Raw genomic sequence first — 14,888 nt, forward strand, 5'->3', positions numbered from 1 at the left:
TGGCCTCACCTTCGCCCTCCTCTACCTCCTGCAGCAGTTTTTACCGATGGCCGCAGCAGCCCCCAGCCTCTACGCCCGACCTGGCGCAGGGGTCAGTGACCTCCCCATCGAAGTCCTCGCCTTCAACACCCCAGGCTTCGGAGACGTCAGTGACGCCATCAACCTCGCCACCGGAAATGTGTATGTTGACACTGGAAGTCTCGGCCGAAACAACATCCTCGATGCCAACAGCAGCAAGGACGAGAAGAAAGAAAAGACCATCGCCCAGACGAACTGGAGCCTGCAGAGCAAACTCAGGCTCGAAGGTTACACCGGCCTCCCCACCGACAGCAAAATGCAAAGTGGCTGGATGCTCTACAGTGGGGACGGCAGTGGCACCGCTTACTCCCACACCTTCATCAACACCTTTGAGGACCCGAAACTGCCCTCGTGGATCAAGCGGTACCAGAACCTGAAAACCAGTCAATTCAATGGGCTGATCAAAAGCAACGGGGGGAATTTCGACACCAGTTTGCTGGCCATTTACACCAGTCAAGCCACACCGGGACTGCAGGTGCCCCAGGAATATCTGGTGTTCGTGAAAAGCAAAATCAGCGCCACAGAAACCCTGTGGATCGCCCATCACTATGATCACGGTGGGAACCGCAGCACCTTCTTCAATGACGGTGACCTCGTGGACTTCAAGCAGAACCTCTCCCAGCAGTTCCGGGGAGCCCAGAACAGTGACCCTGAGGGCATCGGGGCCTCACCGAAAACCAATCTGGTGTATGTCACCAACGGCACCGGTCAACTGGCAAGCGTGACGGACGAATGGGGACGGTTCACCAAATACACCTGGGGCACGTACCAGGGAAGCAACGTGCTGCTGTCCATTCAGGAACTCATTCAGGACAGCACCCAGACCGACACCAGCTGGACCAGACAGACCCGGTTCGCTTACGGTCTGGTGCCGTTTGGCACGGAGATCGTGCTGAAGAAAGTCATGTACATTGCACAGACGGGACGGGAAGCTCCTGATCCCACTGCGGTGAATTCAACGTGCGGGACTCCAGGTGCCTCCGGGTATGATCCCACCAGGGTGTGCAATACCAGTGACTTCGAGCAGGGGTTCACCACCGCTGGAGGGTACTTTGCCCGGACTTTTGAGTTTGACTATAAGGTTGCGAATGGTCATGTGCTGCTGGAGAAACTCCGCAAACCGCTGCTCAGGGACATCAAACTGTCCTCAACCCCTGTGTTTGATGAGTACACCTACACGTATGACGAGCAGGTGAGTCCACCCCGGGTGACGGCGGTGACCAGTTCCAGCAAGGACAACATGGTGTACTACTACCGGGACACCAGCAACAACCTCCTCAGAGGCCAACCCCTGCCTGCCAGTGGGTTCGTGGTGCAGGTGGATCAGGGCTACCAGGCGCCTTTTAACACCAGCAAGTACACCCTCAACAACAAAGGGCAGGTGGTGCAAAAACAACAGGTGGACGGGAACCAGACGCTAACCTGGACGTACCGGTATTACGCCAACGGCTACACCGCTCTGGTCACCGAACCCAGTGGGGCCACCACCCACTTCGGGTATGACACCCAGGGCAACCTCGCCAGTGAAACCACCTATGCCACCAGTGTGGCCCTTCCCACCCTTCCCGCGGGTGGTCCGTACAACCCTGCTGCCCAGAGTGGGTGGGTGAAGCGCACCGAGAGCACTTTCGATGGGGATAACCGACTGGTGCGGAGTTTCAGCAAGTCCAGCACCGACACCACTTACGGTTACAGTCCTTCTGGCAGTGCCACCGAATACCAGGAGTGGGAGGCCAGCACCTTCGGGACCGACCCCAGCAAAAACCAGACGTTCCGGGTGCCGAAAATGGTCACCACCCTCACTGGAGAGATCAACCCTGACCTTCCGGCCCTGCAGAGTGTGATTGGTACAGCCCTGAAGAGCACTCAGAGTTACGACACGTCAGGTCGTCTCACACAGAGCACTTCTGGCAACACCACCAGCACCCTGCGCACCACCACCTACACGTATGCTCTGGGTAACCGCTGGTCCCAAATGCAGGTGACCTCAGCCGCTTCCATCAGCCAACCCAGTGGGCCAGCCAACCAGGTGATCCAGTATGCGGATCAGGTGCGCACCGTCCATGACGGGCTCACCACCCACCAGTACTTCTACGATGCTCTGGGCAACGTGGAGGTGGATTACACCTTTGGTAAAGGCGGCACCAGTGACCAGAAGGTGTTGGTGAGCAGCCTGGACGCCAGCAAAACCCCTTCGTACAGTTATATTTCTCTCCACCAGAAGAGCAATGGTTTCGGTCAGTTGTTGTTCTCCAGAACAAGTGAGTACCCGTCCAGCAGCCCGATTCGTCAGCAAAGCATGACCCTGTATGCGTCTTCCGGAGAACTGATTTCCTCCTGGGAAGGGAACACCGCAAACCTGACCACCTACCAGTACTTCACCGACAGTTGGTCCCACCTGGGTCAGGTGAAGAAAGTCCTGTGGGGAGAAGGCAACGGAACCGACCTGAACACCGTGCAGGCTACCCGCAAGACCACCGAGTACCGGTATGACAGTGAAGGTCGAGTCCTGAAGCAGGCGGTGGACGGCTTCCAGACGGAGTTTGCTTATGATGCGCTGGGTCGGATGACCACCCAGAAGACCTATGTGAACCGTGCGGACGACATCACAGCGACCCCTGCGGGTCCGGTGGGAACAGTGACCACCACCTATGACATCACGGGTCAACCTTATACGGTGACCGAGAATGTGCAGGGGAGTCGTCCGGTGGGTGGGGATGTGAACCTGACAGCTACCACAAAATACACGCGAGATGCTTTCGGGCAGGTGACGGCCACCCAATACCCGGATGCCACGGCGGCGTACCAGGTGTACCAGTATTATGACGGGTACGGACGGGTGGTGCAGACCACGGATCAGCGCCTTCTGGGAATCAACCAGACGGCAGCGGACAACTCGAGTTACCTGAAGTACGACACTTTGGGCCGTCTGCTGCGGGTGTTGAAACCAGCCCTGCGCACCTCAGATGTGAATGGCAAAGGGTACGTGGACAACCGCAGGCCTTACGTGGAATATGTGTACGACGACTTTGGTCGCAAGACCTTCGAGCGGGAACTGATTGGGAACAGCATCCCGACCCTGTCGAGTTTCTACAAGAGCAGTTATGCCTCTGGGGTGCCTGAGGGGGAGTTCAAGATCACGGAGTTCCGGTATGACAACTGGGACCGGCTGTTTGAGACGGTGAGCCCCAGGGGGTACAAAACGACGTTGACGCTGGATCAGGCGGGGAATGGGTGGAAGACTGAGCAGGAGGTGCTAAAGGGCAACGAGCCTGGGTTGAACCTTCCTGCGCAGGAGATCACCACCTATCAGAGTTTTGATGCCCTGGGTCGGGTGTTTCAGTCGTTTGATGGTCGGGGGTATGAACGCAGGCGCACCTACAACCTGCTCGGGAACGTCACAAGTGAAATTGAACCCGACTCATCCGGAGCATTAATCGTCAGAAAAATCAATGTTTACTCACATAATGGCCTATTGTTAAAAGTGTTGGAACCTGATGTGAATACCAGTTCAGCGGTAAGTCCGGTACCTCCCGGCGAATTGTCTTCTCAGTGGACACCAACAAGTTATGCTGGAATGTTTATAATGAAACAACTGGTTTATTCTCTTCGGGCGTATCCTGCAAGCATCACTGTGGCACATGAAAACAACGATGCCGCTTCAGGATCGGAGGCCACAACCACTTACACATATGATGCTGATGGTCGTGTACAGTCAGAAAAACTGCCTTCAGGTGAATTCACTGCTGTGGTGACCCACAGATATGATTCCAGAGGTCTGGAGATCTACACTCAAAGCCCTGAAAAATTTGATGTAACCCGGGACTTTGACGGCATGGGACGCCTTGTCACAGAGCATCACTGGCCGCGGCGCACCTCAACTGGGGCTGGAGCTGAGGCCGTTTCCATTGATGCAACCGCTGGTTTTAACGACACTGATCACCCCAAACTGACTTTCCGTTTTGACCGAATGGGCAATTTGACGGAGGAAACCCGCAATCAGTTTGTGACCAAGCATGTCTACAATTCACTTGGTCAGGTTGTTGCCGAAACCCGTTCACATGATCCTAGCAGAGTCACTGCTCCTCTGTACCGCTTCAATGTCTATCGAGTAGACGGGATGAAGTTGGCTTACACCAGTTTTGACTACACCGGGAACATCACCAATGGGGTGTCTGGTCAGTTCACTGATACAGCTGGGAATCTAACACTGTATGAACTGTCAGACGATGGACTTCCCGTCATTGAGGTATCAAAAAGCGAAATCAGGGGTTTAGATGGGACATCAAGTGCACGGTTCACCGAGTACACCTCGGAGAACATCTATGATGGACGCGGTTTACGTCTGAAAAGGTCTTTTTCTGGGGATGGCCGTGTATTCGATCACTTGAAGAGGGATGGAAGCATCATGACATCCAATATGCCACGTCAGTACACCACCTTGTGGAACTATGATTCTGTTGGCAATATGCTTTCACGGGTCGACGTGTCCGTAGATGGAAGCACTGTTCTCTCGCGTTTTGATTACACGTATAATGCCATGAATAGGCAGGCTGCTGCTTCAGGGTATACTCCACTTTCTTACAAAGATTCGATAAATGATTTTGACAGAGGGACATTTAATGAATTCACCGAGATATATTACAATCAAAGAGGACAGATAATTAAATCTATAACGAAAAGCCCTGCTTTTTCAGAAATCCTCCCAATAATGACTGCGGAATATCAATATTATTCCAATGGATCATATTCTGAAAAATATGCAACTTCAACTAGCCTGGGGAGGACACGTGAGTCTGGCAGACAGAGTGAATTCAAATACGATCTGACGGGAAGAATTGTGTCATACCGTGATTCCAGAAATAACGAAGCAGTTGAAATTGTAAAATACAAATATGAGCAAAATAGAATCTTAAGCTATATCTTGAATCAAGATTTGAAAATTACGTATAGTGATTGCAATTATTCAACGGTAGATTCGAATACCGCCAAACAAATCAAGCACAATAGCGCAAGCGGCACTCAAGGGGCCAATAGTCTTATCTTTCCAGCAAATACATCCGAGATATGCAAAGAAATCACCGATGCTGTGATAGATCCATCAGGTGGATCCGGAGAACGCCAGATAAATTATGGTCGGAACCTGGCAAATTATAGTTTTGTGGTAAATCGCTACTGGAAGTCACAACTTATAAATTCTGATATTTACCCTCCTCATGCGACAACAAAGAGTACGCCGACTTGTAAGGACAATTGCTTTAAGGTTTCAAAATATGACCTTTCCTATAACAGCGATGCATATGGGACTCAAAATATGAGTTCTGCTGGAACCACTTCGATCATGATGCAATGCAGTGAATACATTTATCATTACTCGATGTATGATTTTTCGAAATGTAGTAGAGCTGCAGATCAGACCTATGATTCTTCCTCCAGTTCAAGTTGGAGCGAACGTTACGATGATGCTGGTACCAAGCTATCAACAACACAATCAAATTTCTCAGCTGCGGCAGGCAATTCCGGGTACAGCGAAATTACTTCCACTTATGAAACACTCTCGGGAGGTGATATATTAACCAGAAAATCAGTTAAAAATATTAGAACTGATGTAGTACAATCGTATACTGAATATACATACAAGCGATATAATACAGAAAAGCAAGCCACACAATTTTATAATAGCAAGAGTGAAGATGGCGGCTGTAATCTCCTGATTTTTTGTCGTCCCAGTTATTTTATCGTAAACATGAAGGATTTTGCTTATGATCCTTTTGGAAATACGATTCTATTCAGTGAACTTCACTTAAATGTGACCGACTCGACTTCAATCAAGAGTAAAATTTATGCTCTTAAGAAATATTACTTTGCAGACAATGAAATTCAGTTTGTATATTCAGACAAAAACGGCGAACCTCCCGAAGAATTTCAAACATATGGCATTTCCACAAGCAAATACTGTGCTACACAACCATGTTTTAGAGACCCAACGTATTCTCTGGCAGATTCAGTTGATGACCCCAGCAAATGGGAGGCTGTGCTGCCTTTTGAATTGGGCGTCGATACCGACAAGGAGTTCCAAGCCCCAACCCCTGGGAGCAGCGTCGGCCTCGGTGCAAGCAGTGTAGATGCCCCTGAAGGGTTCGGAAATCCGTTTGGTGTGTCCACGGTGCTTCCTCCCAGTGACGTGCAGGTCACCCAGAACAGTACCGGGGTCAGTGGTTTCAGCAACCCCCTCCCCACCCCCAACCAACTCCACAACAACACCGAAACCCAAACTGAACCCATTGATCCCGGTGAATTCGGTCCTCCGGTCCCCCTCAACGAAGCCAACCCCAATGGGGTGGGGGCCTCTGGAGTTGCAGACAGCAATGACCTGACGACTTCCACTCATCTCGGGGTCGGTCAGGCCACACTGCCTGTCCCTGAACTCAATCCCAACCTCTCAGGCAGCACCGGAAGTACGGGGGTGGTGGCACCGGACAGTGAAATGAATCCCAACCTCGGGGGCACCAACGGCACCACTGGAGGAAACAGTGGAACCGGCTCGGGGGTGGAATCACCTGATGGATCGCATGGAGTACAGGACCCCAGGGTAATCCCCTTCCACAGCGCGGATGACGTAGAGGGTTTCGCCAGTGACCTTGCTGATTCACTTGATGATGCGGCAGCCATCGACAAGAAACTGATGGACCTGAAACTGGGCAAGAAAGAATTTCTGGATGCCGTCCAGAAGGCCCTTGTAAACATGCTTTCCAAAAAAGTCGGTGCTGGAATTGCGTCAAAAGTGGAAAAGATATTAGAAATCACCCAGAATTGGCCGTATGAAAAACGCACCATGTTCACCTTACAGTTGGGATTCAATGCCCATTATCTGGGATCAAGTAAGAATGAAACAGTCAAAGCACACCTGAACACCATGCTTGACAAGAGCATCAAAATGATAGGTGCAAAAAGTGCAAGTGGTGAATCCCTGCTCAAACTGGAATTTGATCCTTACCAGGCCCATGATGAAATATTGAAGGAACACTTGTTGGTGGCATATGATTCAAGCCTCCTCACAAGATCATTCAATCAGGGCGGACCAGCGTCAAGGCGTCTTGCCGGAATGACGGCCATGTCGTTCAATGCGGTGAACAACATCCCTGGTGGCGTCGAGCAAGGCATGGGTGGTTTGCCCTCCAGACCGATCCGCACCCCATCCCCGAGAACAACCACCCCTCCGAAGACTGGAGCCGGGAAGGGTTGTATTTGTGGTTGCAACTCCTTCTCTGCGGACACCCCGGTGTGGACCCGATCCGGTCTGGTGGCCATTGCAGCACTGGCCATTGGGACACCAGTGCTGGCCTTCAATGAACAGACAAGAGAGCAGGGGTATTATCCGATCACTCAGGTCTTTGAAAACCAGGACCCTGCGATCACTGGACTGGTGATTGAAGATCCTGAAACCAGGGCGCTGGAGTACATCACCACCACCCCTGAACACCCCTTCTACGTCACGGAGCGTTCAGACACCGAACCCAGACCCAAACCCGAAGGTCACTCGGACTTGAGCGACAAGTGGGTGGGAGCAGGACACCTCAAGGTTGGGGACAAACTGAAGCAAGCCGATGGCACACTGGGTGAGGTCCGCTACGTCAACACCATCCAGGAAGCAAGAACGATGTACAATCTGGAGGTTGAGGAAGCCCACACCTTCTTCGTTGGCACCCAGGGCTGGTTGGTGCATAACGGTGGTACTAAGAATTGCTGGGATCCCATTGAAATTGAGCCCAAATCTGCATATGACTTTGAGTATCCTTGGATTCAGAAGAAGTTATATAATGAATTAGACACTAAGGCTGGCTCGATAGATGCAAAGAAGCTTAAGATCGCCATGACTAAAGGTATTGTAGCGCCAGAGGGTAACCAGGGAATTAAGATTCTCACAAGTGCTGAGGGCAAATATACACATGAACTTAAAATTAATGGTAGTGCGAATCGAATTCTTGGACGTATTGTAGAAATTAGAGGTAGAAATGTTCTATTATTCGATAAGTTTGTGCGAGGAGGATTGCATTAATGATCAGTAAAGAGATTTTGAGCGCAGTAAGCAGTCTGTTAGATGGTCAACAAGCTGGCTTATGGCTTAAGGACCATTTATTAAAGGCCGAAGCAGTAAATATTGAGATAGATGATAATGTTAATTTTCGACTCAAATATTCAACCGTAGTTAATATGATAGGACAATATGTAATATTAGATATACAAGACGATTTCAGATTTCCATTTCGTATTCAGTTAGAGTTACATAATGATGATTCTCCAAGAGAAGGCTGGACCAATAAATGCTATGTACTACTATATTTAAATCAGTCGTTGGAGATATCTACATTTGATTTTTATTCCAGTCCTAGATAAACCGACAGTTGTCCCGGCCCTCCCATTGTGGGGAGGGCTTTCCCTTTGTTCACAGCCGACACCACAGCCGACCTCCAGTCGATGGATCTGTAGGTCGGCACTTCCATTCGTGTGCCTTCTGCACAACAAAAATGCTGCGGGGTGGATGTCCACCCCGCAGCACCCTTGAAATCACTTCACCTGATCGTTGTCACAGGGCCGGGTTTCCAGCACCTGAGAGCTTACCCCCTCCAGGTACGCGTACGTCACCGCTGGCTTCTCGCTCTGGTCGTAAACGAAAGCACTCACCTGCTTCCCTTTCGCCGTCAGGGTCATGTAGGTGTTCGGACGGGACGAAGAAATGAAAAACCCCTCCACCACCGGACAGAACCCCGGATGCTTCTTGTAGTACAGGTTGATCAGGGCCGTGAATCCCGTCGCAGCGGACCCCGAGTACTTGAAGGCCTGTTTCTGCTGGACGGTGATCCCTGCATCCACCAAGACCTCCTGGAAGGCAGATTGCAGTTGCTGAGCAGTCTCCACAGGGAGACTTGAGACCTCCGGAGTTTCCTCCTCAGGGGAAGTCATGGCCGGAGCACACCCCACCAGGGTGAGAGCCAGCAGCAATGTCAGAATGGGTTTCATGGTTGCACGGGTTCCTGAGGCTGGATGGCAGGCACGGTTTGCGGGACTGGGGTGGTTTCCAGACTCACTTCACTCCCCGGAAATTCATCCGGCACGATCAGTCTGGGAGTCACGATGATCACCAGGTCGCTGCGCTGGTTGGTGGTGTACGTGCTGCGAAAAAGGCCCCCAATCAAGGGGAGGTCCCCCAGGATCGGCAGTTTCTTCACCGCTTCACTGGTGCGGTTCTCAATGAGGCCCCCGATCACGATGGGTTCCCCGTTCCTGACCCTGACGGTGGTGCTCGCTTCACGGGTGGAGTAACTCAGTTCACCCGAAGTGGTGGTGGTGGACGGAATGGAGACGGTGACGGTGATGTTCGCCTCGATCACCCCATCCGGTGACACCTTGGGCAGCAGGCGCATGGTGATCCCGGTGGTCAGGGTCTGAAAGTTCTGGTTGCCATCCTTGCTGACCACAATCACCTGAGAACGGGTGCTGTTGATCCTCGCCTCCACCCCATCCAGTGCTGTCACGCGGGGACGGGCCAGCACCTGCGCTACATCGTTGCTTTTCAGGAAGTTCAGGGTGAAGCCGATCCCACCCCCTCCGGCTTTCCCGGTGCCGATGGTGCTGCGGGTGAACTTCCCGAACTTGAAGAGGCTCGCCGGGGTCGCCTCACTGATGGAGATGCCCAGCGCCGCCTCGTAATCGATGCCGAGTTTCTCACTGTTGTTCTGGTTGATCTCCAGGATTTCTGCCTCGAAAATCACCTGGGGGCGCTCGGCATCGAGTTGCTTGATGAGCTTGCCGACCTTGTCTTTCTCTGCAGGCAGCACGTACACCACCAGCGCACGCTGCCGGTCATCGACCTCCACCCGGACGTTCGGGTAGAGACGGGTGAGGAGTGCACTGATCTTTGTGGGTTCCGCGCTTTTCAGGTAGTACATGATCGCTTCCCGGCTCTCGGTGCTCGGGGCACTCAGCACGGTGCTGTTCGACAATGAAGGGGCACTGATGAACAGCCTCTTGCCATCCGGGGACAGGTAGTACCACAGGTTCTCCGGCACGGTGATCCTCAGGTGAGGGCCGTCCTGCACCCACTTCAAACCCAGATTCAGGGTGGTGTTCTCCGGGAGGGTGCTGTCGGTGATCAGCAGGGTGTGGGTCAAACTGTCTGCGGTGTAACGGATGCTTTCCGGGCTCGCCAGGATCACCGAACCCTGATCCTGCTGCACCCCCAGGGGTGCAGCGAAAGCAACAGAGAGGGACAGCAGCAGGGAAAGGAGGGTTTTGCGCATCATGGTTGGTCCTTGAAGTCATTCAGGGTGATGGGTTTTGTCCCGTCACTCGTCTGGAGGAGGAAGTCTGGGAGAGACGTCTGGGTTTGCGGGCCAAAAGTCAGGGGGCGTGCTGCACTGAGACCCTCGCCCTGCTCCCCGAGGATGTGGTTGTGGTTGGGGTCGCTCGCGGCAATCAGGGTGAGGGAGGTGTTCGGGGGGAGGTTGCTCAGGGTGAACTGGCCGTCTTCGCCCACCGGAGCCCAGGTGACCACCTGGTTCTGGGTGTCCAGGGCCACCACGAAGGTGTCGGGTTTGAGGCGGGGCAGGAAACTGGGGTTGATCAGGCCGTACCCGGTCTCCAGGTCCTGCCCGAAGGTGCCCAGGTCATAGGCGCTGCGGGTCAGCAGAGGGAGCACCTCCTCAGGCGGGGTCCCGAGGGAGAGGGCCAGTGCGGCAATGCCTGCCACCTGTGGGGCGGCCATGCTGGTTCCCACGCACAGCCCGTAAGAGGGTTCACTGCCCTGGATGGCGGTGGAGAGAACCCCGTCGAACAGGCCACTGTGGTCCTGGTCGGTTTTCAGATCGCCCCCGAAGGCAGCAAGGACCGTCCCTCTTCCCCGGTTGGCGTAAGTGGGCTGGTAAGGGTTCACCGGGCCTGAAACGGCCGTCACCGCAATCACCCCATTCATGTTCGCCGGGAAGGCAATCTGGTTGTAGCCCTTGTTCCCGGTGGCTGCGACCACCAGGATGTGTTTGTTCAGGGCTTTCTGCACCGCGTCCTGCAAGGCAGGCATCTGGGTGCTGTAACTGTCCAGGCCCAGGGACAGGTTGATCACCTGCGCCGGGTGGGGGTTTTTCAGGGTGGGGTGCAGCCCGGCGGCATACAGGATGCCTTCTGCAGCTGCGAGCACACTGCCCTCCCCGGTCGGACCCAGCACCCGGACCGGGAGGAGGTTCACCCCTGGTGCTGTGCCTTTCACCAGACCGTTGGCACCGATCAGTCCTGCGACGTGCGTGCCGTGCCCGTACAGGTCGGTGGGGGTGTCATCCCCATCCACGAAGTCATGCCCGGGGAGCAGGCGGTCCTGGTAAGCCACGTGGGGCAGGACGCCACTGTCCACCACAGCAACGGTTACGCCCTCCCCCAGGGTTTTCTTCCAGGTTCTGGCGAGGTTGAGTTTCGCGAGATGCCACTGGGTGCCGAGTTTTGCCGGGTCGGCATTCAGCACGGTGCAGGGGTTCGCCTGGGTGCCGACCACATCATCGGGGTGCAGGGTGCGAATGAAGTCCTCCCCACCCCACTCCTGCAGGGCGCTGCGGGCCTGCAGGTGGTCCTGGAACTCCACCTGGCAGGCCTGAAACACCTCCACGCAACGGGTGACCTTGCCTCCAGCCGTCTGTGCAAGTTCCTCCAGCCGATTCTGGTCTGTCCAGCGGTTCAGGTACACCGCCAGCTGGGTGAAGGACGCCTCCTGAGGCACCTGGAGTTTTTGCATGCCTTCCAGTGAGGGTTGAACGGGGAGCAGCACCTTGCCAGAGGCGATGGCGGCCTGGTGTTTGAAGAAGAACTCCTGGCTGGTGACGGTGTTCACCTGCAGCCGAAGGTCCAGCGGGCCATAAAGTCCGGTTCTGGCGAGGTTCACCTGCAAGGTGTCCCCCTGCACGGTGGGGGTGTTCGGTGTGCCCTGCACCAGCACCATGAGGTCTTCACCCCCCTGCCAGCCGAGGGCTTTGAGGTGCAGGGTGTTCTCTTTCACCGTCACCTCAGTGATTCTGGGCACCACCGTGTACTGGGTTTCCAGAGCGGTGCCCGTGACCTGCACCCGGAGGTTCCCGGCCTGCAGGGATTCGGGCAGGGTGGCGTCCAGCACCCCTTCGGCTTTCAGCTGGGTGTCAAGGGTCTGACCTGCCACCACCACCCGGGCATTCTGGGGGAATTTTCCCAGCAGGGTGATTTTCTCTCCAGGAGAGGCACTGACAGGCACCACCTGATTCAGGCGGTACGTGACCTTGACGGGTGCTTCGTCCCCGCAGGCCGCGAGCACCAGGGCCAGGGTGGGGAGTGTCCAGAGGGGGGAGCGTTTCATGGGACGACCGTGAAACTCCACACCGGGCTGATGGTGGCCGCCACCTGCACTTTCTCGTCGTTGAAGTCATACCCAATGACCTTCCAGTAATACACCCCCGCTGGGAGGGCCGTCTGGCTGTTCGGGTAGGTGACGCTCGTCTCTTTGATGGCGACCAGTTTGCCCTTGTCGTTGGTGGGCACCGTCCAGATGGGGGTCACGTTGGGGGCGTCAGGTTTCTGGTTGTACACGTAGAACACGTAGGCGTCTGCACCGATGGGGGCCTCCCAGCTGAGGGTGGGTTTCCCACCCGCGACCACCGTGCCGTTCTGGGGGCTGGTGAGTTTCTGTTCTCCAGGAAACTGGAATTGGGTGTAATTGGACATCGCGATTTCAGCACCACCCACCACCGCGACCACCACCCCGTAATGGGTTCCGGCGGCCTCGGTGGGGGTGAGGGGTTTGTCCTTGTCCACCGAGTCGATTTCCGGGGTGTCCTGGGGAAGGATGCTGACCCGGCGGTCATAGGGGCCGACGAGACTGTTGTGGCTGTACTTCAGGCGGTAGCCATTGAGCACCTTGTTGCCGCCGGGGGTGTAACTTTTCCACACCCAGTCCAGGTAGTACTCGGAATTGCTGTCGTACACTGGGTCCGCCTGTTTCTGGATGTGCCCTTTCGGCTGCTCCGCCAGATCGCTGGGGGCTGTGACGTTGCGCCACTCGCTGGGGTTCCACTGCTGCCTGGCCACCGTGGTTTTCTTGGCGGGCGGAACCCGGATGCCCATGAAGTGCAGCATCTCCACCCGGTCGGTGTTGTTGATGGTGACGCTGACGGGGTCGGTGTCGGCAACATTCCCTGCAACGTCGGTGACTTTGGCGTACAGGTCCAGGGTGGCGCCACTGGGGAAAAGTCCGGTGTTCCACTCGATGGACCCGGGGGCACTGACGGTGCTGCCGATGAAAATGCCTTCTTCATGCGTTGCGGTGTTGCGGGCATACAGTTGGATTTTGCTGATTTCGGCGTCCCCCCGGGCGACCACCTGCACAGGGACTTTCCCGCCGACGGTGCTGTTGTGGTTAGGGGACTGGATGGCTCCACTGGGTGGGGCGGTGTCTTCACTGCACCCGGTGATGAGGAGGGCACTGAGGAGGATTATAGGGTTGAGTCGAGAATGTTTCACGAGAAGCCATTATGACACATGAGAAGTGGGTGATGTTTTCATGGTTTGACCTTCATCATGAGAATGAAGGATGTTGTTGCGAAAACACGGGATGCATGACAGGAGAGGGGTGTTCTATTGCTGGTGTCGGCCCATAGAACATGAGAACGGCAGTAAAAGCTGTTTGCTCTCATCAGGGTTGCCATGGGTTTTGACTCAGGTGAGCTGGTTGGGCACTTTGAGAGGAAGTTGGGAAGCTTCCACCCTCATGAATCGCCAGAAGGTTCCAGCACCCTCCAGCTGTGAACCCGTGGGCCACGACCCGTGTTTCCTCGTGCGCGAAGAGAACCCTCCTATTTCTGACCCTGCCATGAGAATTCAGGTCACTTCAGCCAAATCAGAAGTTTCTGCAGAATCCTACCTCTGGTCGGCTGAAGCTCATTCCACAGCTGGGAAGTCCATCGACTGGAGGTCGGCTGGGGTATCGGCTGGGGACAAAGGGAAAGCCCTCCCGTTGCGAGGAGGGCTTTGCTTGCGGCTTTAACTTTGAAGGAACTTGTCCACTTGCTTATCGATCCTGTCTCGTTCTTGATTGAGGAGATCAAGGGTAAGTCCATTGGTTAAATCCAAGTCTTTAAGGTCTTCCCACTGTTCCGGGACAAGGCCTGTAAAGTGAACGTATTGGTGACATGAGTGGCACCACACCCAGACGCTGCCCTTCTGAGGCCTTGAGATGTAACAATACCAATGCATCGACTGCTGTCCACAAGATGGACAAACAGCAGGAAACTCAGGTCCTTTCCTATCGTGCATTGATCGGTTCACAGCGAAGAACTCTTGCTCGGTAGAATCATCAGCCCATTCCCACATTATTTACATCCTTTAATGTATGCTTCGAGCTTCTCGCCGGAAGCCAAAGCGTCGAGCTCGTCATCAATCTTAAGGCCTTTGAGGTAGTTTCTTGCGTGCCTCAACTCGTGAGCGATGGTGTTTGCGACGTTGGCCTCCAGATCCGCAGGATTACTGGTCTTGAATGATCCCGGACCGACCCTGATGATCAGACCCCCTTCTTTGGCTTTGGTCAGACCTTCCTGAGTAAAGTCGATAGTATCATCGTAAATGACTTGAATCTTCTGGCCAGAACCTTTCAAGTTAATGCCAAATTTCTTTGCTACCTGTTCGACATATTCTTGTCTGTCTGTTCCATACTCATATGGAAGAGGAGTCTTCTTATTCCCACCGTTATGCACCAACCAGCCCTGAGTGCCTAGAGGGTGTTAGGAAGTTTTGGGTGAGCCGTT

7 protein-coding genes are annotated in these 14,888 nt (G+C 54.3%); 1 reads left to right on the forward strand and 6 read right to left on the reverse strand.

The window, feature by feature from the left end; translation table 11 throughout:
- Positions 1–40: 40 nt before the first annotated feature.
- Entirely contained in the window at positions 41–634 is a 594-nt protein-coding gene (locus tag DC3_RS29375; protein WP_186816254.1) for a hypothetical protein, read from the reverse strand.
- Between DC3_RS29375 and DC3_RS25070 the strand changes: the two genes are divergently transcribed.
- Entirely contained in the window at positions 578–8,137 is a 7,560-nt protein-coding gene (locus DC3_RS25070; RefSeq protein ID WP_186816255.1) for a polymorphic toxin-type HINT domain-containing protein, read from the forward strand. The genes DC3_RS29375 and DC3_RS25070 overlap by 57 nt on opposite strands.
- A gap of 509 nt (positions 8,138–8,646) precedes the next feature.
- Here the strand turns inward: DC3_RS25070 and DC3_RS25075 are convergent.
- From DC3_RS25075 to DC3_RS25095, 5 genes are all read right to left on the reverse strand, one after another.
- On the reverse strand, positions 8,647–9,099 hold the full coding sequence (locus tag DC3_RS25075; RefSeq protein ID WP_146890100.1) for a hypothetical protein: 453 nt from the start codon (positions 9,097–9,099) through the stop codon (positions 8,647–8,649).
- Positions 9,096–10,382, reverse strand: coding sequence for a type II secretion system protein GspD (locus tag DC3_RS25080; RefSeq protein ID WP_146890104.1), 1,287 nt, complete (start codon positions 10,380–10,382; stop codon positions 9,096–9,098). The genes DC3_RS25075 and DC3_RS25080 overlap by 4 nt, the downstream gene beginning before the upstream one ends.
- Positions 10,379–12,448 carry a S8 family peptidase gene (locus DC3_RS25085; protein ID WP_146890107.1) on the reverse strand — a complete coding sequence of 690 codons (2,070 nt, stop codon included), beginning with the start codon at positions 12,446–12,448 and terminating at the stop codon, positions 10,379–10,381. Before DC3_RS25085 ends, DC3_RS25080 begins: the two co-directional genes overlap by 4 nt.
- A complete protein-coding gene (locus DC3_RS25090; protein WP_146890110.1) occupies positions 12,445–13,608 on the reverse strand; it encodes an Ig-like domain-containing protein in 1,164 nt (387 codons plus the stop codon). The genes DC3_RS25085 and DC3_RS25090 overlap by 4 nt, the downstream gene beginning before the upstream one ends.
- Before the next feature lie 848 nt (positions 13,609–14,456).
- A complete protein-coding gene (locus tag DC3_RS25095) occupies positions 14,457–14,837 on the reverse strand; it encodes a hypothetical protein (protein WP_146890113.1) in 381 nt (126 codons plus the stop codon).
- Positions 14,838–14,888 lie beyond the last annotated feature (51 nt).

The sequence above is a fragment of the Deinococcus cellulosilyticus NBRC 106333 = KACC 11606 genome (genome assembly GCF_007990775.1).
GTDB lineage: Bacteria > Deinococcota > Deinococci > Deinococcales > Deinococcaceae > Deinococcus_C > Deinococcus_C cellulosilyticus.

What these genes read in the sequence shown, in the direction of transcription:
- DC3_RS25080 (WP_146890104.1), bottom strand. Translation starts at nt 10,382, where the DNA reads ATGATGCGCAAAACCCTCCTTTCCCTGCTGCTGTCCCTCTCTGTTGCT.
- DC3_RS25085 (WP_146890107.1), bottom strand. Translation starts at nt 12,448, where the DNA reads ATGAAACGCTCCCCCCTCTGGACACTCCCCACCCTGGCCCTGGTGCTC.
- DC3_RS25075 (WP_146890100.1), bottom strand. Translation starts at nt 9,099, where the DNA reads ATGAAACCCATTCTGACATTGCTGCTGGCTCTCACCCTGGTGGGGTGT.